This window comes from Agrococcus jejuensis (assembly GCF_007679035.1).
Taxonomy (GTDB): Bacteria; Actinomycetota; Actinomycetes; order Actinomycetales; family Microbacteriaceae; genus Agrococcus; species Agrococcus jejuensis_A.
In genome coordinates this window covers 1,131,460-1,150,948 of the sequence record NZ_VEFR01000001.1, presented here as the reverse complement: position 1 = coordinate 1,150,948, position 19,489 = coordinate 1,131,460, and the positions used below count along the sequence as shown (strand labels likewise).

Below are 19,489 nucleotides of genomic sequence, written 5' to 3'. Positions count from 1 at the left end.
TGCACGAGCGTCCCCGAAGCGGGGGACGCGGGCTCGAAGGAGAGATCGTGACCGACGCGCACACCTCGGCGCAGGCGGACCCCGCCGCCCGTCCCAGCGACGACCCGGACTACGCCGCCAACCTGCGGCGCGCGACGCTCGCCTCGAGCGTCGGCAGCGCCCTCGAGTACTTCGACTTCGCGCTCTACGGCCTCATGACGGCGCTCGTGTTCAACGTGCTCTTCTTCGACCAGTCCGACCCCGCCATCGGCCTCGTCGGCGCATTCGCGATCTACGGCGTCGGCTTCGTCGCTCGTCCCATCGGCGGCCTGGTCTTCGGCATCCTCGGCGACCGCCTCGGCCGCAAGTGGGTGCTCGTCGTCACGATCGTGCTCATGGGCGGCGCCTCCACCGCCATCGGCCTCCTGCCGACCTACGAGCAGGTCGGCATCCTCGCGCCGATGCTGCTCGTGCTCATGCGCATCCTGCAGGGCTTCGGCGCCGGCGCCGAGCAGGCGGGCGCCACCGTGCTCATGGCCGAGTACGCGCCCGTCGCGCGTCGCGGCTTCTTCTCGGCGCTGCCGTTCGTCGGCATCCAGGCGGGCACGCTGCTCGCCGCCCTCGTCTTCTCGGGCATCGCGCTGCTGCCCGAGGATCAGCTGCTGTCATGGGGCTGGCGCGTGCCGTTCCTCGCCTCGTTCCTGCTCATCCTCGTCGCGCTCTTCATCCGCCTGCGCCTGCGCGAGACGCCGACGTTCGTCGAGCTCGAGAAGCACGAGCAGGTCGCCGAGCGCCCCCTCCGCGAGATCTTCACGCGCGGCCTGCCCGGCGTCATCACGGGCATCGGCCTGCGCATGGCCGAGAACGGCGGCTCGTACATCTTCCAGAACGTCACGCTCGCGTTCGTCGCGACCGCGGGCGCCGGCGCGTTCCTCGCGAACCCCATCGACCGCGGCGTCGCCACGTGGGGCGTCACGGTCGGCTCGCTCATCGGCATCTTCTCGGTGCCGCTCACCGGGCATCTCTCCGACCGCTTCGGCCGCAAGGCGGTGTACCGCTTCGGCGCCGTCTTCATGCTGCTCTACGCGTTCCCCGCCTGGTACGCGCTGTCGCTCGGCATCGGCTGGCTCGCGATCGCGGTCATCGCGATCGGCATCGGCGTCGCGGTCAACTCGATGCTCGGCCCGCAGTGCGCCATGCTGCCCGAGCTCTTCGGCAACCGGCACCGGTACCTCGGCGTCGCGATGGCGCGCGAGCTCTCGGCGGTGCTCGCCGGTGGCCTCGCGGGCGTGCTGGGCGTGTGGCTGCTCACGCTCACCGACGGCACGTGGCAGGTCATGGCCCTCTACGTCGCGACGCTCGCGGCCATCACGACCGCGGCGACCTTCCTCGTACCCGAGACTCGAGGCAGGGATCTGCTCCGCACCGAGGATGCCGTGCGCATCTCCACGGACGAGGAGCACACGGGCGTCATCATCACGGAGGCACGCGCATGACCGCAGACCACGACCGACCGGCGGGGCTCGCCGCCTTCGACCTCACGGGACGCGTCGCGCTCGTGACGGGGTCGAGCCAGGGGATCGGGCGCGCGCTCGCCGAGGGGCTCGCGGGGGCGGGCGCCACGGTGGTCGTGCACGGCCGCGATCGTGCCAAGGCCGAGCGCGCCGCCGCCGAGATCGCGCAGGCGACGGGGGCGCCGACGCACGTGTCGACCTTCGACGTCACGGATGCCGCGGCGGTGGATGCGGGCATCGGAGCGCTCGAGGCCGAGCTCGGCACGCCCGACGTGCTCGTGAACAACGCGGGCATCCAGCGCCGTGGGCCGATCGCCGAGTTCGCCGACGACGACTGGCACGACCTGCTCGCGACCAACCTCACGAGCGCCTTCCTGCTCTCGAGGCGCGTCGCGCGCGGCATGATCGCCCGCGGCTCGGGCCGCATCGTGTCGATCGGCTCGGTGCAGTCGCTGCTCGCGCGGCCATCGATCGCCCCGTACTCGGCGACGAAGGGCGCGATCGTCATGCTCACGAAGGGCCTGTGCGCCGACCTCGCGCCGCACGGCATCACCGCCAACGCGATCGCGCCCGGCTACTTCGCGACCGAGCTCACGGCGCCGCTCGTGGCCGACGAGCAGTTCTCGTCATGGGTGCGCGGCCGCACGCCCGCCGGCCGCTGGGGCGACGTGCGCGACCTCGTGGGCGCCGCGGTGTTCCTCGCCTCCGACGCCTCGGCGTTCGTCAACGGGCAGACGCTGCACGTCGACGGCGGCATGACGGCGGTGGTGTGATGCGCATCGCACGCACGCTCGTCGACGGCGTCGCCACCTGGATCGGCGCGCCTGGGCCGGATGCGCCGTGGCGACCGATCGCCGATCCGTACGTCGCGTTCGGGCTCGGCGCGGATCCTGCACCGGTCGGCGATCCGCTCGTCGATCCCGTGCTCCTCGCGCCGTGCGCGCCGCTGACGATCGTCGGCATCGCGCAGAACCGCGGGCAGAACGATCACCCGCTGCCCGTGCAGGCATGGCTGAAGTCGCCCCGGACCGTCGTCGCGAGCGGCGTGCCCGTCGACGCGCGCCGCGATGCGGGTCGCCTCGTCGTCGAGGCCGAGCTCGCGCTCGTCGTGGGTCGCGACCTCTTCCAGGCGAGCGTCGACGAGGCGATGGCCGGCATCCTCGGCTACACGGCCGTGAACGACGTGTCGTATCCCGACCGCTCGCTCGTCGACCAGCGCAACTTCGAGGCCAAGGGCGGCGTCGGCGCGACGCCGCTCGGCCCCTGGATCGAGACGGGTCCCGTCGGCGACGTGCCGATCCGGATGACGGTCGGCGGCGCCGACGTCGTCGACACGACGAGCGACGCGCTGCCCGTGTCGCTCGCCGAGTGCGTCGCCTACGTCTCGCACTGGGTGCCGCTGGGGCCGGGCGACGTCATCATGACGGGTGCGCCGTTCTCGAACGCGCCTGCGCAGCCCGGCGACCGCGTCGACGTCCGCGTCGGCGACCTGCTGCTCACGACGCCGCTGCGCTGACACCCCCGCCCACCCCCACCCGAGAGCAGGAGCCATGGCATCCATCGCCGTCGTCGCCCACGCCGCATCCGACGTCCGCGTCGAGGAGGTGCCCGATCCGACGCCCGCGGCCGACGAGGCCGTCGTCGCCGTCGCCTACGGCGGCATCTGCGGCTCCGACCTGCACTACTGGCAGCACGGTGCCGCGGGGGAGTCGATCCTGCGCGAGCCCATGGTGCTCGGCCACGAGGTGTCGGGCGTCGTCGCCGTCGCGGCCGCGGACGGCTCGGGGCCTGCGGCCGGCACGCCCGTGACGGTGCATCCCGCGACGCCCGACTCGTACCTCGGCTCCGCGGCGCGGCTGCCGCACCAGGACGGCGCCTTCGCGACGTCCGTGGCGCTGCCGACGCGGATGCTGCGCGCGCTGCCCGATGGCCTCGACCTGCGCACCGCGGCGCTCGCCGAGCCCGCCGCTGTCGCGTGGCACGGCGTGGGGCAGGCGGGCGACGTGCGCGGCCTGCGTGCGCTCGTGATCGGCTCGGGCCCCATCGGCGCCCTCGCGGTCGCAGTGCTGCGGCACCACGGCGCCGCAGAGGTCGTCGCGAGCGATCTGCACGAGCTGCCGATGCGCATCGCCAGGGAGGTCGGCGCCGATCGCACGATCGACGCGCGCGACGCCGAGGCGCTCGCCGCCGTCGAGGCCGACGTCGTCGTCGAGTCGTCGGGCACGCTGCCGGGCCTGCACGCCGCCATCCGCGCGGCCCGCCGCGGCGGCACCGTCGTCATGCTCGGCCTCCAGCGCTCCGGCGAGGTGGCCGTGCCGATCGCGACGGCCATCACGCGCGAGCTGCATCTCGTCGGCTCGTTCCGGTTCGTCGACGAGATCGACGACGTCGTCGCCGCGCTGGCCGACGGCTCGCTCGCCGTCGATCCCGTCGTCACGCACGTGCTCGACGCCGTCGACGCGCTCGACGCGCTCGAGGTCGCGCGCGATGCGTCGGTATCGTCGAAGGTGCTGCTGCGCTTCGCCGCCGCCGACACCGCTGCCGACGACCCGAGAGGCTGACATGGCCGTCACGTATCCGCCCATGATCGTGATGGGAGCGCAGGGCACCGGCAAGTCCACGATCGGCGCCGCGCTCGCGGCCCGCCTGAACGTGGCCTTCATCGACGGCGACGACCTGCACCCGCCCGCCAACAAGCAGAAGATGGCGGGCGGCACACCGCTCACCGACGAGGATCGGGTGCCCTGGCTGAAGATCATCGGCGAGCGCATCGCCGAGGAGCGCGCCGCGGGCCGCATCGTCATCGTCGCGTGCTCGGCGCTCAAGCGCTGGTATCGCGAGCTGCTGCGCTCGAGCGTGCCCGACCTGCTCTTCGTGCACCTCGTCGGCGGCCGCGACCTGCTGCAGGAGCGCCTCGCGGGCCGCGACCACGAGTACATGCCGACGACGCTGCTCGACAGCCAGCTCGAGACGCTCGAGCCGCTGGCCGACTGGGAGGACGGCGTGGGCGTCGACATCGAGCGCACGCCCGAGCAGATCGTCGACGACCTGCAGCGCCTGCTGCAGCGCCGCGCCCGCAGCGACTGACCCCGGGCGCCCTCGCAGCCGCCCACGTACGACCCGACACGCACGACACGACACGGAACGAGCGACGCCATGGACGACCTGACCCTGATGTGGGACCTCGGCACGGGAGGGCTGCTGCTGCTCGCGGCCGGCGCCGTGGCGCTGCTGCTCGTGCTCATCATGGCGTTCAAGGTGCACGCCTTCCTCGCCCTCATGCTCACGAGCATCCTCACGGCCATCGCGGCGGGCATCCCGTTCGAGCGCCTCGTCGAGGCGCTCGGGTTCGGCTTCAACCCCACGCTCGGCAGCGTCATGCTGCTCGTCGCGCTCGGCGCGATGCTCGGGCGCATGATCGAGGCATCCGGCGGCGCGAAGGTGCTCTCGGATGCGATGATCGCGCGCTTCGGCGAGCAGCGCGCCGGGCTCGCGCTGTCGATCGCGAGCCTGCTCATGGGCTTCCCGATCTTCTTCGACGCGGGCCTCGTCGTGATGATGCCCATCATCTACGCCGTCTCGCGCCGCGTCGGCGGCTCGTTCCTGTCGATCGCGTTCCCCGCCGCCATCGCCTTCTCGGCGATGCACATCTTCGTGCCGCCGCACCCCGGCCCGGTCTCCGCAGCCGCGATCTACGGTGCCGACGTCGGCCTCGTGCTCGTGCTGGGCCTCGTCGTCGCCATCCCCGTCTGGTACGTCGCCGGCATCCTCGTCGGCTCGCGCATCGGCACGCGGTTCGACATCCCCGTGCCGACGATCCTCGACGGCAAGGCGGGCGACGAGGACGTGGAGGCGTTCCGCTCGTCGCCGTCGGTCGGGCGCATCATCGCCCTGCTGCTGCTGCCGCTCGTCCTCATCCTGCTCAACACGGGCCTCAACATGGCGGCGTCGTTCCAGCCCGACCCCGACGCGTTCAAGGCCGAGCCGTGGGTCGCGGTCCTGCGCACGCTCGGCGAGACGCCCGTCGCGCTGCTCATCACGGTCTTCGTGTCGATGTGGGTGCTCGGCTGGGGCATGGGCAAGCCGGGTGCCCTCGTCGAGCGGCTCGCGGACTCCGCGCTCGGCCCCATCTGCTCCGTCGTGCTCGTGACGGGCGCCGGCGGCATGTTCGGTGGCGTGCTGCGCGCGACGGGCATCGGCGACGCGGTCGCCGAGTCGCTCAACGGCGTCGGGCTGCCTGCGATCGTCGCCGCCTTCCTCATCTCGCAGATCGTGCGCATCGCGCAGGGCTCGGCGACCGTGGCGCTCACGACGGCCGCCTCGCTCATGACGGGCGTCGTCGCGGCCGGCGACTACAACGCGATCGAGATCGCGGCCATCGTGCTCGCCACGGCTGCCGGATCCGTCGGCTTCAGCCACGTCAACGACTCCGGGTTCTGGCTCGTCAGCCGCTTCTTCGGCATGGACATGAAGCAGACGCTGTCGACGTGGACGCTGCTGCAGGGCCTCATGGCCGTGCTCGGCTTCGGCCTGTCGCTCGCGATCTACGCGATCGGCGGCGTCCTGGGGTAGAGGATGAGCGCATGACCTCTCCCTCCGCGGCGCACGCGCGCGGCGTCCTCGCGCTCACGGGCGTCACCGGCACGCTCGGCGGCCTCGTGCTCGAGCAGCTCGCCGACCTCGCGCCCATCGCCGTCGTGCGCGACGCGGCGCGCGCGCCGGCCGGAGTCGAGGTGCGTGTCGCCGCCTACGCCGACGCGGACGAGTGCTGCGCCGCGTTCACGGGCGTCGACACCCTGCTGCTCGTCTCCGCATCCGAGTCGCCGACGCGCCGCCTCGACCACGCGACCGCGATCGCCGCCGCGGCCGAGGCGGGCGTCGGCCACGTCGTCTACACGTCGTTCCAGAGCGCGGCGCCCGACGCCACGTTCACGCTCGGTCGCGACCACCACGAGGCCGAGCAGGCGCTGCGCGCGTCGGGGATGCGGTGGACGTTCCTGCGCGACGGGCTGTACCAGGAGTCGCTCGTGCGCTTCGCCGACGCCGACGGCGTCGTGCGCGGCCCCGCGGGCGACGGGCGCATCGCCGCCGTCGCGCAGCAGGACATCGCCGACGTCGCCGCCGCCGTGCTGCGCGATCCCGCGCCGCACGCGGGCGAGACGTACACGCTCACGGGTCCGGAGGCGCCGACGATGGCCGAGGCCATCGCACGCGGCGGCATCGCGACGGGGCGCACGCTGCGCTACGAGGACGAGACGGTCGAGGATGCGTACGCGTGGCGCCGCGACGCGTGGGGCGCCGAGGACTGGCAGCTCGACGCGTGGGTCTCGACCTACACGGCGATCGCCGACGGCTCGCTCGGCACCGTGTCGCCCGACGTCGAGCGGGTGCTCGGGCGGCCGGCGCGCTCGATCGAGCAGACCTTCGCGAGCTGATCCCGCACCCGCGTGGCCGACTCGCGACACGCCCGGCACGCCGACGCTGGTAGCATCGTCGGTCGAGACCTCGGCGAGGGGCGCCTGGCGTGCCCGTGATCGACGCGGTGGCGTGCCACAGGCTGCCTCCCGCGTGCGAGTCGAGGACCGACGACCACCCGGCCCGAAGGGCCGAAGACAGGGAGCATCACCATGAGCAGCGACGACAACACGCTCGCCACCGAGATCCGCACGCAGTTCGGCAAGGGTGCGGCCCGCCGCCTCCGTGCCGCCGGCAAGATCCCCGCGGTCCTCTACGGCCACGGCACCGAGCCGCGCCACCTCGCGGTCGACGGCCACGCCGTCTTCCTCCTCGTGCGCAAGGCGAACGCCGTGCTCGACCTCCAGATCGAGGGCGAGTCGCAGCTGGCGCTCGTGAAGGACATCCAGCGCAACCCCGTGCTGCAGGGCATCCCCGCCCTCGAGCACCTCGACCTCATCGTCGTGCGCCGCGGCGAGAAGGTCCAGGTCGACGTGCCGGTGCACGTCGAGGGCGAGTCGGCTCCCGGCACGATCCACAACCTCGAGAACACGACGCTGCTGCTCGAGGTCGAGGCGCTGCACATCCCCGAGAACGTCGTCGTCTCGATCGAGGGCCTCGAGGAGGGCGCGCAGATCCTCGCGTCCGAGGTCACGCTGCCCAAGGGCGCCGAGCTCATCACCGACCCCGAGACGCTCGTCGTCGGCGTGTCGGTGCCCCCGGCCCCCGTGCTCGAGGACGAGGACGCCGAGGAGGCTGCCGAGGGCGAGACGGCCGAGGCTGCCGACGAGGCCGGCGAGGCGTCGTCGGACGACGAGTAGCACTCGTCTCGCACGACGCGCATGGCTGACGCGTGGCTGGTGGTCGGGCTCGGGAATCCCGGGCCCGACTACCAGCGCACGCGCCACAACGTGGGCGTCGACGTGCTCGACGAGCTGTGCTCGCGAGCCGGCGTCACGCGGTCGCGGCACCGCAAGGCCGTCGCGAGCGTGGGCGAGCGCCGCATCGTGGGAGGGCCGAAGGTCGTCTTCGCCTTCCCCGAGACGTACATGAACCGGTCCGGCGGCCCCGTCGCGTCGCTCATGGACTACTACTCGGTGCCCATCGAGCAGGTCATCGTCGTGCATGACGAGCTCGACCTGCCGCTCGGCACCGTGCGCCTCAAGCGCGGCGGCGGGGCCGGCGGCCACAACGGCCTCAAGGACGTCATCGCCGCCCGCGGCGCCGACTTCATCCGGGTGCGCGTCGGCATCGGCCGCCCGCCCGGCAGGCAGGATCCCGCCGACTTCGTGCTCAAGCGCTTCAGCGGCACCGAGCAGCAGGAGCTGCCGTTCATGGTCGACGCCGCCGCCGACGCCGTCGAGCACGTGCTGCGCGACGGCCTCGTGCCCGCGCAGCAGGCGCTGCACTCGCCGTAGCGGCGGGCGCGTCGTGGCCGCATGGCGGTCGCGACTAGCATGGAGCGTCGACCGGGAGGGGATCGGATGCGTCTTCGACAGCGTGCGGTGCGCGGCATCGCCGCGTCCGCAGCCGCAGCGGCGCTCGTCGTCGGGCTGGCCGGCTGCGTGGGCGGCGACGCGAACGACGGACCCACGGGGCCCAACGGCTACGACCTCGGCGCCACGATCGGCGACGACGTGCGCGCATGGGTCGACGTGAGCGAGACGACGAGCACGCTCGACGTCATCCTCGAGCAGGCCGGCGCGTCGCAGCCGCTCGGCGTCTGCCTCGGCTCGGGCGGCACGGTGTGCGTCATCGGCGACGTCGCCACGCAGCCCTACGTCGTCTTCATGGGGCCGGCGGGCGAGGGCACGACGACCCTCACGTGGTACGGCACGCCGCTCGAGATGACGCACCTCGAGCACGTGCCCGGCGAGCTCAATCAGGTCTACGTCGCGGCGCCGCCGCCCGGGGACCCGAACGCGCTGTCGTACTCGTTCTCCGTCGCCGACGCCTCGGGCGCCGTGATCTACACGCAGTGAGCCTCGCGCCGCTGCTCGCCGTCCTCGAGGAGACGGCGCTCGCCGACGCGCGTCGTCGCATCGCCGTCGGTGGTGCGTTCACGGTCGCGGAGGGCATGCGCTCGCCGCTGCTCGCGGCCATCGCATCCACCGACCGCCCGCTGCTCGTCGTCACGTCGACGAAGCGCGAGGCGGATGCGCTCGTCGCCGAGCTCGGCGCGTGGGTGCCGGGCGCGACCGTCGTGGGCTTCCCCGCGTGGGAGACGCTGCCGCACGAGCGGCTGAGCCCGAGCCCCGAGACGGTGGGCCAGCGGTGGCGCGCGCTGCACGACGTGCGCACGCGGCCGGCCGGCACGCCCGCGATCGTCGTCGCCTCCGCCCGTGCGGCGCTGCAGCCGACGCCCGTCGGCCTCGCCGACACGCAGGCGATCACCCTCGAGTCCGGCCAGCGCGGCGTCGACCTCTCCGACCTCACGCGCGCACTCGTCGCCCACGCCTACCAGCGGGTCGACATGGTCACGCGGCGCGGCGAGTTCGCGGTGCGCGGCGGCATCCTCGACGTGTTCAGCCCCGCCGAGGAGCATCCGATCCGCGTCGACCTGTTCGGCGACGAGGTCGAGCAGCTGCGGTGGTTCCGCGTCGCCGACCAGCGCTCCGACCCCGACCTCGTGCCGCGCATCGACCTGCCGCCTGCACGCGAGCTGCTGCTCACCGACGACGTGCGAGCGCGCGCCGAGCGGCTGCAGCACGAGCTGCCCGCGATGGAGGGGATGCTCGAGAGGATCGCGAACGGCATCGTCGTCGAGGGCATGGAGTCGCTCGCGCCGCTGCTGCTGCCGCAGCTCGTGCCGCTCACGCACCACCTGCCCGACGTCGCGGTCGCGGTCATCGGCCCTGAGCGCGTGCGCGACCGCGTCGCGATCCTCGACGACACGAACCGCGAGTTCCTCGAGGCGGCCTGGTCGGCCGCCGCAGCCGGTGCGCAGGTGCCCGTCGACCTGGCCGCCGGCGGCTTCCTCGAGCTCGGCGAGCTGCGCGAGGCCGCCGACGGTCCCTGGTACGCGCTGTCGTCGTTCGGCACGGATCTGACCGACGACGGTGCCGAGCTCATCTCGAGCCTGCCGAACCCCATCGGCCAGGGCGCGGATGCCGCGGTCGAGGCCGTCGTCGCGCTCGCGCGGGAGGGCTGGCGCGTCGTCGTGACCGCCGCGGGACACGGCATGGGGGAGCGCGCCGCCTCCGTGCTCGCGGAGCGCGGCGTCGCGGCCCGCCAGGCCGACGACCTGCCCGCCGAGCTCGAGGCCGGCGTCGTGCACGTCGCGAGGGCGAACGTCGAGCACGGCTTCCGCGTCGAGCAGGGCCGCGTCGCGCTCGTGAGCGAGGCGGAGCTGTTCGGCCGCGCCGTCGGCGTCGACTCGCGCGCTCCGCGCCGCCTCGCCACGCGACGCGGCACCGTCGTCGACCCGCTGCAGCTGAAGCCCGGCGACCTCGTCGTGCACGAGACGCACGGCATCGGCCGCTTCATCGAGCTCACCCAGCGCACCGTCTCCTCCGGTGGCCGCAACGCGACGCAGACCGTGCGCGAGTACCTCGTGCTCGAGTACGCGGCCTCGAAGCGCGGGCAGCCGGGCGACCGCCTGTCGATCCCCACCGACCAGCTCGACCAGCTGTCGCGCTACGTCGGCGGCGAGAGCCCGCAGCTGTCGCGCATGGGCGGCTCCGAGTGGCAGGCGGCGAAGTCGAAGGCTCGCAAGGCCGTGCGCGACATCGCCGTCGAGCTCGTGAAGCTCTATGCGGCGCGCATGGCGTCGAAGGGCCACGCGTTCGGACCCGACACCCCCTGGCAGCACGAGCTCGAGGATGCCTTCCCGTACGCCGAGACCCCCGATCAGCTGACGACGATCGACGAGGTCAAGCGCGACATGGAGCGCGAGGTGCCCATGGATCGCCTGCTGTCGGGCGACGTCGGCTTCGGCAAGACCGAGGTCGCCGTGCGTGCGGCCTTCAAGGCCATCCAGGACGGCAAGCAGGTGGCGATGCTCGTGCCGACGACGCTGCTCGTGCGCCAGCACCACGAGACGTTCACGGCGCGCTTCGCGGGCTTCCCCGTGCAGGTGGCGGCCCTGAGCCGCTTCCAGTCGAACGCCGAGGCGAAGGCCACCGTGCAGGGCCTCATCGACGGCACCGTCGACATGGTCGTGGGCACCCACCGCATCCTCACCGACGACGTGCGGTTCAAGGACCTCGGGCTCGTGATCATCGACGAGGAGCAGCGCTTCGGCGTCGAGCACAAGGATCTGCTCAAGCAGATGAAGACGAACGTCGACGTGCTGTCGATGTCCGCCACGCCCATCCCGCGCACGCTCGAGATGGCCGTCACGGGCATCCGCGAGATGTCGACGCTCGCCACGGCCCCCGAGGCGCGCCACCCCATCCTCACGTTCGTCGGTGCGCACTCCGACCAGCAGGTCGCCGCGGCCATCCGCCGCGAGCTGCTGCGCGAGGGTCAGGTCTTCTTCGTGCACAATCGCGTCTCGTCGATCGCGCGCACGGCTGCGCGCATCTCGGAGCTCGTGCCCGAGGCGCGCATCGCGATCGCGCACGGCAAGATGAACGAGCACCAGCTCGAGCAGGTCATCGTGGACTTCTGGGAGCGGCGCTTCGACGTGCTCGTGTCGACGACGATCGTCGAGACCGGCCTCGACATCCCCAACGCCAACACCCTCATCGTCGACCGTGCCGAGCGGTACGGCCTCAGCCAGCTGCATCAGCTGCGCGGTCGCGTGGGCCGCGGTCGCGAGCGCGCGTACGCGTACTTCCTCTACGACGCCGAGACGCCGCTGTCGGAGACCGCGCACGACCGCCTCGAGACGATCGCGGTGCACAACGAGCTCGGCGCCGGCATGCAGGTGGCGATGAAGGACCTCGAGATCCGCGGTGCGGGCAACCTGCTCGGCGGCGAGCAGTCGGGCCACATCGCGGGCGTCGGCTTCGACCTGTACCTGCGCATGGTGGGGGAGGCGGTGTCGACGTTCCGCGGCGACGCCGAGGACGCACCGCGCGAGCTGCGCCTCGAGCTGCCCGTCGACGCCGTCATCCCCGAGTCGTACCTCGACGCCGAGCGTCTGCGCCTCGAGGCCTACCAGAAGCTCTCCGCCGCGGCGTCGTCGCCGTCCGACACGGCGATCGACACCGTCGCCGACGAGCTGGAGGACCGCTACGGTCCGCCGCCGCAGCAGGTCACGACGCTGCTCGCCATGGCGCGACTGCGCCGCCAGGCCATGCAGGCACGGCTGTCGGAGGTCATCTCGGTGGGCCCGAACCTGCGCGTCGGCCCGGCCGACCTGCCGGAGTCGCTGCAGCTGCGACTGCGTCGCATGTACCCGACGGCCAAGTGGAACGCGTCCGCGAGGTCCCTGCTCGTGCCGGTGCCGACGGCCGGCGGCGGTCGCCTCGCGGGCACGCAGGCACAGCCGCTGCCCGACGCCGAGCTCATCGCGTGGGTGTCGCAGCTGCTCACGGCGCTCTTCCCGCCGCCCAAGCCCGACGAGCCCGCACGGCTCGACGCCGACGGGCATCCGATCGCCGCCCAGGCGGGCTGACGTGGTCGACGACGCGACCAGGGATGCCGTGCCCGGCTCCGGCGACGCGTTCGGCGAGCTCGTCGACGTCGTCGCCAGGCTGCGCAGGCCCGGTGGCTGCCCGTGGGATGCGGAGCAGACGCACGAGAGCCTCGTGACCTACCTCGTCGAGGAGGCGTACGAGCTCGTCGACGCCATCGAGACGGGCGACGTCGCCGGCATCCGCGAGGAGCTCGGCGACGTGCTCTACCAGGTGCTGTTCCACGCCGACATCGCCGCGGTCGAGGAGGGCTTCGACGTCGCCGACGTCGCGCGCGACACGGCCGAGAAGATGCGCTCGCGCCATCCGCACGTCTTCGGCGACGCGCAGGTGTCGGGCGTCGACGACGTCGTGGCGTCGTGGGATGCCCTGAAGCGGGTCGAGAAGTCGCAGCGCGAGAGCGCGCTCGACGGCATCCCGCCGGGCCTGCCGGCGCTGGCGCTCGCGCAGAAGACGCTGCAGCGCGCCCGCAAGGGCGGGCTCGTGACGCCGCCCGAGCCCGACGCGTCGGCGCCGGCGACCGAGGCGGAGCTCGGCGCGGCGCTGCTCGCGCTCGTCGAGCAGGCCGGTGCGCACGGGCTCGACGCCGAGCGGGCGCTGCGGCTCGCGGTGCGCGAGCGCGACACGGCCCTGCGTGCGCAGGAGCGCGACGCGGCGCTGCGCGCGCAGGGGCGCCACGCGAGCGGCGCCGCCGGCGCATGACGCCGCGACGCGCGCGAGCGCTCACGGCGCGTGCGCACGCGGCGTTCGTCGTGTGGCTCGCGACGTGCGGCGTGCTCGTGCTCCTCGCGCTGCTCATCGTCGCCTCCGTGCTCGCCGGATCGGTGCACACGCCGCCTGCGACGGTGCTTGCCGTGCCGGCGCTGCTCTGGATCGCGATGTGGCTGGGCCTCACGTTCGGCACCGTGTGGTGGTACCGCCGGGGCATCGCCGCCGCAGCGACCTCGCCGGACCTCGAGACGCGCGAGCGCGCGGGCCGGCTCATGCAGGTGCGACCGATCTTCATCGGCAGGAACCTCGCGGGCGTCGACCTCGCGGGGCTGCCCGAGACGCGCGTCGCACGGTGGCTGCACTCGTGGCGCCCCATGGCCTGCCACCTGCTCGCGCTGGCGTTCGTGCTGCTCGCGGCGGTCGGCTCGCGCTGACGGTGCCCAGCCGCGCTCGCTAGGGTCGCTGCACCGGGCGTCGGCTCGGGGATCGTGGGGCGCGGATGGTGTGGCTGGAGCTGCTGCTCGCCGGCGTCGCGGGGATCGTGCTCGGTGGCCTGCTGCTGCTCGGGCGCACGCGCATGCCGAGCACCGCGATCGCGATGGTGTGGATCCTCGTCGCCGCGGCATGCGCGGTGCCGGTGTACGCGCTCGCGACGGAGCCCCTGCTCGTGCTGCTCGTCGGCACGGTCGTGGCCGTCGTGGTCGCGCTCGTCGGCACGCCGTGGGTCGCGGGCGCGACCGATCCGCACGTGCGCGAGCTGCCGTACTGGTCGCGACTGCGCGCGGATGCGCGTCTCCGCGCCGACGAACGGCGCCGCGAGGCGCGTCCCGCGCACGAGGCGCCCGAGCACCGCGACCTCTCGACGCCGGAGGACTGAGCCGGCGCGGGGACACGATCCCCTGCGCCGCGGTGCGGACCGCGCCGAATCCGCACGTCAGCGGGGCCTCGGCTGCAGTGGGCGCCTCAGGTGCCGCTCGCGTGCGGATTCGACGACCCGATGCGCGGCGCCGGCCGCTCGAGCCCCTCGCGCGGCCGCCATCGCGCTCGCCCGACGATCGCGACGAGCGCGATGCCCACCACGAACGCGAGCAGCACCTGGCCCGTCGGCACGACGAGCCCGCCGACGCCGCCGTGCACCGCGGGGTCGAGGAAGGGGTAGGGGATCCAGCCGTCGAGCAGCCCGCCGCGCACCCAGGAGATGGCGAGGTAGGCGATCGGATACGCCATCCATGCCGGGATGCAGCGACCGACTCGCAGCGGTCGCGCGGTGGGCACGAGCAGCCAGTCGAGGGCCATGAGCACCGGGATGAGCCGGTGCTGCACGAAGCTCGGGTACTCGACCGTGAATCCGAGCGCCTCCTCGGGCGACGCGAGCAGCACGGCCCACACGAGCCCCGTGAGCACGATGTACGCGGTCGTCGCGCCGCGCAGCGCGTCGAACCAACGCGGCCGGCCGTCGGGACGCAGCAGCATCCAGACGACGACGCCGAGCACGAGCACGTTCGACTGCACCGTGAAGTAGCCGAGGTGCTCGCTGATGCGGTCGCCCTCGCCGGCGACGGTCACGAGGTTCCAGGCCTCGGCCGAGATGCCGGCGAGCAGCACGACGGTGCGGAGCGCGACGACGAGCGTCGAGCGATCGGTGAGTCCTCGCGACGTCGGCGTCATGCGCTCATCGTGGCACGCGCGGCATGGCACCCCCTGTCACGCGCACCCCGAGTGTCGCCTATCCCTGCCGGCCCTTCATGCGCGGGTTGCGCCTGTTGATGACGAAGACCTTGCCCCGCCGGCGCACGACCTGCGCGCCTGGCTGCCTCGCGAGCGACTTCAGCGATGCGCGGACCTTCATGGTGCCTCCGATTCCGTGACATGATGAGAACGGTTCTCAGTAAAGCAGATGGAGTCGACATGCATCCCGACGTCGCCGTGATGGTCCTCGGTGTGAGCGACGACGTGCGCGCGCGCCACGCCACGCGCCTCGCCGCCGCCACGAGCGCCCCCCTCGTCCCGGCCGGCGCCATCGCCCACGCGGCCGTCGACGGCATCGCCGAGGCGCTCGAGACCGGCACGGGCGTCGTCGTCGAGGTGCCGGCAGACGTGCAGCCCATGCACGTCGTGGGGATGCTCGCCGACGCCGGGCAGCCGGGCGCGATCGAGTGCGTCGTCGACGCGGCGACGCTGCTGCGCCTCCTCGGGCTCGACGGCGCGCCGCCGTGCGGCTGCGGCCGCGCGCAGCGGCTGATCGAGCAGCTCGAGCAGTCGACCGTCGCGACCATCGTCGGCTGGCATCCGGTCGACACCCCCACCCTCAGCGCCCTCATGGCGCTCGTCGCCCACGTCGCACCGAAGGCGCGGCTGCGCCTCGATCGCGGCGTCGTCGACCCGCCGGCAGGGCGACGCATCCGCGCCGTGCACGACCACCCGGGCTGGACGTGCGTGCTGAACGGCGACCACGACCCGCACATGACCGACCCGCGCGTCACCGCCATGCGCTTCGAGCACGTGCGCCCGCTGCATCCCGCACGCCTGGTCGCGGCGCTCGAGGCGCTCGGCAGCGGGCGGCACGGGGTCGTCGTGCGCTCGGCGGGCTTCGTGGCGCTCGCGACCAGGCCGGGGCGCACCGGCTGGTGGGATCACGCGGCCGGCTCGTTCGCGCTGCATGCGCTCGAGACCGACCCCGACGATCCGCTCGCGGTCGGGCAGGATCTCGCGATCATCGGCGTCGACCTCGACCACGCGGCGATCGCGACGACGCTCGCGGCGGCCGCGCTCACCGACGACGAGCTGGCCGCGGGCCCGGATGCGTGGGTCCGCTACGCCGATCCGCTGCCGGCATGGACGCCGGCCGAGACCGGCTGAGCCGCCTCGGCCGCCTGATCCTCCGGCGGCACGGCCGGGCCGGCATCCCGGGTGCGCAGCCGCGTCGCCGGCCCCGAGCCGGCGGGCCCGAGCAGCGCCACGAGCACGACGAGCGCCATGAGGATGCCGAGCACGCCCGTGGTCTGCACGGCGACGCCGAACCAGCCGTCGGCCGCGACGGGGTTGAGGAACGGGTAGAGCCACGCGCCGATCTGCTGCGCCACGATGACCGCGACGACGGCGTACACGGCGGGGTAGATGAGCCACGTCCAGGCGCGGCGACGCCGCGTGCGCGTGCGGCCGGGGGTCAGCGCCCAGTCGAGCACCATCGCGAGCGGCACGAGCTGATGCTGCACGAGGCTCTGGAACGGCTCGGCGGGATTCAGGAACGACCCGGGCTCGAGCACCGTCACGTACGTCACGCCCGCGAGCAGCACCCACGTCGTCACCGCAGCGCGCAGCCAGTCGAACCACGCGGGCCGATGCGTCGCGGGCTGCGCCACGAGCCAGATGGCGACGACGCCCGAGAGCACGCTCGCCTGCGTCGTGAAGTACGAGAAGTGCACGATGAGCGACGCGCCGAGGTCGAGCAGCACGCCCACGCGTCGTGCCTCCGCCGCCACGACCATGCCGACGATCGTGAGTCGCAGCAGCTGCGACGCGACGCCGTGGTCGCGCAGGAGCGGTCTGCGAAGGCGGGATGCCACCCCACCATCCTGGCAAGGACGCGGACGCCTCGCTGACGCGCGGCCCCGGTTGCGGGATGCGAGAGGATGGAGCACGTGGCATCCCAGGTGAACCCTCCCCGCGGCATGCGCGACATGCTCCCCGCCGAGCAGCGTCGCCGTGCGCACGTCGCCGACGTCATCCGGGGCGCGTTCGCCGACCACGGGTTCGAGGAGATCGAGACGCCCGTCGTCGAGCTCGCGGAGCGCCTGCACGCGGGCCTCGGGGGCGACAACGAGAAGCTCGCGTTCGGCATCCAGCGCCGCGGCCTCACGGTCGACGACCTGCGCAGCGCCGACAGCCCGGCGGACCTGAACGACCTCGGCCTGCGCTTCGACCTCACGGTGCCGCTCGCCCGCTACTACGCGACGAACCGCGCCGAGCTGCCCACGGTCTTCCGCTCGATCCAGATCGCGCCCGTGTGGCGCGCGGAGCGCCCGCAGGCCGGTCGCTACCGCCAGTTCGTGCAGTGCGACATCGACATCGTGGGCGAGCCCGGCATCCAGGCCGAGCTCGAGCTCGTCGCCGCGACGGGCGACGCGCTGCAGCGCCTCGGCCTCGCCGACGCGTTCGTGCGCGTGAACGACCGCCGCATCCTGCACGCGATGCTCGAGGCGGCCGGCGTGGCCGACGATGCCCGCGACGGCGCGCTCATCACGATCGACAAGCTCGACAAGATCGGCCGTGACGGCGTCGCGGGCGAGCTCGACGGACACGGCATCGACGGCGCCGCCGTGCTGGCGCAGATCGACGCCGTGGCGGCGGGGGACTGGTCGCTGCTGCCCGACGAGGCGACCGAGGCCGTGCGCACGCTGCTGGCCGTCGACCCGGCCGACGTCGGCGTGCGACTGGAGCTCGACCCGTCGCTCGTGCGCGGCATGGGCTACTACACGGGCGTCATCATGGAGATCGCGCACCCGGCCGTGCCGTACTCGATCGGCGGCGGCGGCCGCTACGACGGCATGGTGGGCCGCTTCCTCGGCACCGACGTGCCCGCCGCGGGCATCTCGTTCGGCTTCGAGCGACTCATCGACCTCGTCGACCTGTCGGCCGACGCGGATGCGGAGGTCGTGGGCATCCTGCACGACCGCGACGTCACGCCCGCGCAGCTCGTCGCCGCCAAGCGGCGCATCGTCGCCTCCGGACGTGCCGTGCGCGTCGCGAGGCGCACGAAGAACGTGGCGCGCGTGCTCGACGCGCTCGCCGCCTCCGGCGCGACGCACGTGCTGACGCTGCGCGCCGACGCCGACCCCGCGAGCGCGCTCGACGTGCAGCCGCTGCGCCCCGCAGACCCGACGACGTAGGCTCTCATCGGGTCACGCGCAGGCTGGCGCACGACCCGCGAGAGAGACACCACCACCCCAAGCAAGGAGTCCCACGTGGCATCCATCGACGCACTGCTCGCCCGCGAGATCCTCGACTCGCGCGGCAACCCGACCGTCGAGGTCGAGGTGCTGCTCTCCGACGGCGCCGTCGGCCGCGCCGCCGTGCCCTCCGGCGCATCCACGGGCGCCTTCGAGGCGTACGAGCTGCGCGACGGCGACAAGGATCGCTACCTCGGCAAGGGCGTCGAGCAGGCCGTCGCCGCGGTGAACGGCGAGATCGCCGACGCCATCGAGGGCCTCGCGGCCGACGACCAGCGCATCGTCGACCAGACGCTCATCGAGCTCGACGGCACCGACAACAAGTCGCGCCTCGGCGCGAACGCCATCCTCGGCGTCTCGCTCGCCGTCGCGAAGGCCGCCGCCGACTCGGCAGCGCTGCCGCTCTTCCGCTACCTCGGCGGCCCCAACGGCCACGTGCTGCCCGTGCCGATGATGAACGTCATCAACGGTGGCGCGCACGCCGACACCGGCGTCGACATCCAGGAGTTCATGATCCTGCCGATCGGTGCGCCCACGTACCGCGAGGCGCTGCGCTGGGGCACGGAGACCTACCACACGCTCAAGAAGATCCTCAACGAGGAGGGCCTGTCGACGGGCCTCGGCGACGAGGGCGGCTTCGCCCCCGACCTGCCCACGAACCGCGCGGCGCTCGAGCTGCTCGTGCGTGCGATCGAGCAGGCCGGCTTCACGCCCGGCACCGACATCGCCCTGGGCCTCGACGTCGCCGCGAGCGAGTTCTACGAGGATGGCGCGTACCAGTTCGAGGGTCAGTCGCGCACGAGCGCCGAGATGGCCGAGTACTACGCCGACCTCGTCGCGTCGTTCCCGCTCATCACGATCGAGGACCCGCTCGACGAGTCCGACTGGGACGGCTGGACGAAGATCACCGAGCTGCTCGGCGACAAGGTGCAGCTCGTCGGCGACGACCTGTTCGTCACGAACCCCGAGCGCCTCGCCGACGGCATCGCGAAGGGTGCGGCCAACGCGCTGCTCGTGAAGGTCAACCAGATCGGCACCCTCACCGAGACGTTCGACGCCGTGCGCATCGCGACGGCAGCCGGCTACAAGTCGGTGCTGTCGCACCGCTCGGGTGAGACCGAGGACACGACGATCGCCGACATCGCCGTGGCCCTCAACGTCGGCCAGATCAAGACGGGCGCCCCCGCGCGCTCCGACCGCGTCGCGAAGTACAACCAGCTGCTGCGCATCGAGGAGGACCTCGCCGAGGCCGCCGTCTACGCCGGCGCCGCGGCGTTCCCGCGCTTCCAGGGCTGAGGCT

General features: G+C 73.1%; 20 protein-coding genes. 17 read left to right on the top strand and 3 right to left on the bottom strand.

The genetic code is table 11. The features are described 5' to 3' along the window. Window positions 1-47: 47 nt before the first annotated feature. The 14 genes from FS793_RS05610 to FS793_RS05550 all read left to right on the top strand — a co-directional run bounded on the left by FS793_RS05610 (window position 48) and on the right by FS793_RS05550 (window position 14,117). Window positions 48-1,475, top strand: coding sequence for an MFS transporter (locus tag FS793_RS05610; RefSeq protein ID WP_144719347.1), 1,428 nt, complete (start codon window positions 48-50; stop codon window positions 1,473-1,475). Next, window positions 1,472-2,266 (top strand): SDR family oxidoreductase, encoded by a 795-nt coding sequence (locus FS793_RS05605; RefSeq protein ID WP_144719345.1) that lies wholly within the window; start codon window positions 1,472-1,474, stop codon window positions 2,264-2,266. The genes FS793_RS05610 and FS793_RS05605 overlap by 4 nt, the downstream gene beginning before the upstream one ends. Further along, on the top strand, window positions 2,266-3,009 hold the full coding sequence (locus tag FS793_RS05600) for a fumarylacetoacetate hydrolase family protein (RefSeq protein ID WP_144719343.1): 744 nt from the start codon (window positions 2,266-2,268) through the stop codon (window positions 3,007-3,009). The genes FS793_RS05605 and FS793_RS05600 overlap by 1 nt, the downstream gene beginning before the upstream one ends. A gap of 34 nt (window positions 3,010-3,043) precedes the next feature. Further along, window positions 3,044-4,054: a zinc-binding dehydrogenase gene (locus tag FS793_RS05595; protein ID WP_144719341.1), complete on the top strand. Its 1,011-nt coding sequence runs from the start codon at window positions 3,044-3,046 to the stop codon at window positions 4,052-4,054. Between the two features lies 1 nt (window position 4,055). After that, on the top strand, window positions 4,056-4,580 hold the full coding sequence (locus FS793_RS05590; protein ID WP_144719339.1) for a gluconokinase: 525 nt from the start codon (window positions 4,056-4,058) through the stop codon (window positions 4,578-4,580). A gap of 69 nt (window positions 4,581-4,649) precedes the next feature. Then, window positions 4,650-6,065, top strand: a complete 1,416-nt coding sequence (locus tag FS793_RS05585) for a GntP family permease (protein ID WP_144719337.1) — start codon at window positions 4,650-4,652, stop codon at window positions 6,063-6,065. A gap of 11 nt (window positions 6,066-6,076) precedes the next feature. Next, window positions 6,077-6,928, top strand: coding sequence for an SDR family oxidoreductase (locus FS793_RS05580; RefSeq protein WP_144719335.1), 852 nt, complete (start codon window positions 6,077-6,079; stop codon window positions 6,926-6,928). 192 nt (window positions 6,929-7,120) lie between these two features. Then, window positions 7,121-7,768, top strand: coding sequence for a 50S ribosomal protein L25/general stress protein Ctc (locus tag FS793_RS05575; RefSeq protein WP_144719333.1), 648 nt, complete (start codon window positions 7,121-7,123; stop codon window positions 7,766-7,768). Window positions 7,769-7,789: 21 nt separating this feature from the next. Beyond that, entirely contained in the window at window positions 7,790-8,365 is a 576-nt protein-coding gene (gene pth / locus FS793_RS05570) for an aminoacyl-tRNA hydrolase (RefSeq protein ID WP_092505546.1), read from the top strand. A 66-nt stretch (window positions 8,366-8,431) separates the two neighbouring features. Beyond that, window positions 8,432-8,929 (top strand): hypothetical protein, encoded by a 498-nt coding sequence (locus FS793_RS16565; RefSeq protein ID WP_260980036.1) that lies wholly within the window; start codon window positions 8,432-8,434, stop codon window positions 8,927-8,929. Then, window positions 8,926-12,510 (top strand): transcription-repair coupling factor, encoded by a 3,585-nt coding sequence (gene mfd / locus FS793_RS05565; RefSeq protein WP_440130444.1) that lies wholly within the window; start codon window positions 8,926-8,928, stop codon window positions 12,508-12,510. Before FS793_RS16565 ends, mfd begins: the two co-directional genes overlap by 4 nt. Before the next feature lies 1 nt (window position 12,511). Continuing rightward, window positions 12,512-13,231 (top strand): MazG family protein, encoded by a 720-nt coding sequence (locus tag FS793_RS05560; protein ID WP_144719329.1) that lies wholly within the window; start codon window positions 12,512-12,514, stop codon window positions 13,229-13,231. Then, complete coding sequence (locus FS793_RS05555) at window positions 13,228-13,674, top strand: hypothetical protein (RefSeq protein WP_144719327.1); 447 nt, start codon at window positions 13,228-13,230, stop codon at window positions 13,672-13,674. Before FS793_RS05560 ends, FS793_RS05555 begins: the two co-directional genes overlap by 4 nt. A 65-nt stretch (window positions 13,675-13,739) precedes the next feature. Continuing rightward, window positions 13,740-14,117 carry a hypothetical protein gene (locus tag FS793_RS05550; RefSeq protein ID WP_144719325.1) on the top strand — a complete coding sequence of 126 codons (378 nt, stop codon included), beginning with the start codon at window positions 13,740-13,742 and terminating at the stop codon, window positions 14,115-14,117. Between the two features lie 86 nt (window positions 14,118-14,203). Here FS793_RS05550 and FS793_RS05545 read toward each other — a convergent pair whose 3' ends face one another. Next, window positions 14,204-14,908 (bottom strand): Pr6Pr family membrane protein, encoded by a 705-nt coding sequence (locus tag FS793_RS05545; protein WP_144719323.1) that lies wholly within the window; start codon window positions 14,906-14,908, stop codon window positions 14,204-14,206. A gap of 58 nt (window positions 14,909-14,966) precedes the next feature. Next, window positions 14,967-15,089: a type B 50S ribosomal protein L36 gene (gene ykgO, locus FS793_RS05540; protein WP_144719322.1), complete on the bottom strand. Its 123-nt coding sequence runs from the start codon at window positions 15,087-15,089 to the stop codon at window positions 14,967-14,969. A gap of 59 nt (window positions 15,090-15,148) precedes the next feature. Between ykgO and FS793_RS05535 the strand changes: the two genes are divergently transcribed. Beyond that, window positions 15,149-16,099, top strand: a complete 951-nt coding sequence (locus FS793_RS05535; protein ID WP_144719320.1) for a GTP-binding protein — start codon at window positions 15,149-15,151, stop codon at window positions 16,097-16,099. Here FS793_RS05535 and FS793_RS05530 read toward each other — a convergent pair. Next, a complete protein-coding gene (locus tag FS793_RS05530) occupies window positions 16,054-16,806 on the bottom strand; it encodes a Pr6Pr family membrane protein (protein WP_144719318.1) in 753 nt (250 codons plus the stop codon). The two genes, FS793_RS05535 and FS793_RS05530, sit on opposite strands and share 46 nt — an antisense overlap. Window positions 16,807-16,881: 75 nt before the next feature. On the opposite strand from FS793_RS05530, the gene FS793_RS05525 reads away from it, so the two are divergent. Together FS793_RS05525 and eno are read left to right on the top strand one after the other, a co-directional pair. Further along, entirely contained in the window at window positions 16,882-18,129 is a 1,248-nt protein-coding gene (locus FS793_RS05525; RefSeq protein WP_144719316.1) for a histidine--tRNA ligase, read from the top strand. 75 nt (window positions 18,130-18,204) lie between these two features. Continuing rightward, window positions 18,205-19,485: a phosphopyruvate hydratase gene (gene eno / locus FS793_RS05520; protein WP_144719314.1), complete on the top strand. Its 1,281-nt coding sequence runs from the start codon at window positions 18,205-18,207 to the stop codon at window positions 19,483-19,485. Window positions 19,486-19,489 lie beyond the last annotated feature (4 nt).

What these genes read in the sequence shown, in the direction of transcription:
- FS793_RS05605 (WP_144719345.1), top strand. Translation starts at nt 1,472, where the DNA reads ATGACCGCAGACCACGACCGACCGGCGGGGCTCGCCGCCTTCGACCTC.
- FS793_RS05600 (WP_144719343.1), top strand. Translation starts at nt 2,266, where the DNA reads ATGCGCATCGCACGCACGCTCGTCGACGGCGTCGCCACCTGGATCGGC.
- FS793_RS05595 (WP_144719341.1), top strand. Translation starts at nt 3,044, where the DNA reads ATGGCATCCATCGCCGTCGTCGCCCACGCCGCATCCGACGTCCGCGTC.
- FS793_RS05590 (WP_144719339.1), top strand. Translation starts at nt 4,056, where the DNA reads ATGGCCGTCACGTATCCGCCCATGATCGTGATGGGAGCGCAGGGCACC.
- FS793_RS05585 (WP_144719337.1), top strand. Translation starts at nt 4,650, where the DNA reads ATGGACGACCTGACCCTGATGTGGGACCTCGGCACGGGAGGGCTGCTG.
- FS793_RS05580 (WP_144719335.1), top strand. Translation starts at nt 6,077, where the DNA reads ATGACCTCTCCCTCCGCGGCGCACGCGCGCGGCGTCCTCGCGCTCACG.
- FS793_RS05575 (WP_144719333.1), top strand. Translation starts at nt 7,121, where the DNA reads ATGAGCAGCGACGACAACACGCTCGCCACCGAGATCCGCACGCAGTTC.
- pth (WP_092505546.1), top strand. Translation starts at nt 7,790, where the DNA reads ATGGCTGACGCGTGGCTGGTGGTCGGGCTCGGGAATCCCGGGCCCGAC.
- FS793_RS16565 (WP_260980036.1), top strand. Translation starts at nt 8,432, where the DNA reads ATGCGTCTTCGACAGCGTGCGGTGCGCGGCATCGCCGCGTCCGCAGCC.
- FS793_RS05555 (WP_144719327.1), top strand. Translation starts at nt 13,228, where the DNA reads ATGACGCCGCGACGCGCGCGAGCGCTCACGGCGCGTGCGCACGCGGCG.
- FS793_RS05550 (WP_144719325.1), top strand. Translation starts at nt 13,740, where the DNA reads ATGGTGTGGCTGGAGCTGCTGCTCGCCGGCGTCGCGGGGATCGTGCTC.
- FS793_RS05545 (WP_144719323.1), bottom strand. Translation starts at nt 14,908, where the DNA reads ATGACGCCGACGTCGCGAGGACTCACCGATCGCTCGACGCTCGTCGTC.
- ykgO (WP_144719322.1), bottom strand. Translation starts at nt 15,089, where the DNA reads ATGAAGGTCCGCGCATCGCTGAAGTCGCTCGCGAGGCAGCCAGGCGCG.
- FS793_RS05535 (WP_144719320.1), top strand. Translation starts at nt 15,149, where the DNA reads ATGCATCCCGACGTCGCCGTGATGGTCCTCGGTGTGAGCGACGACGTG.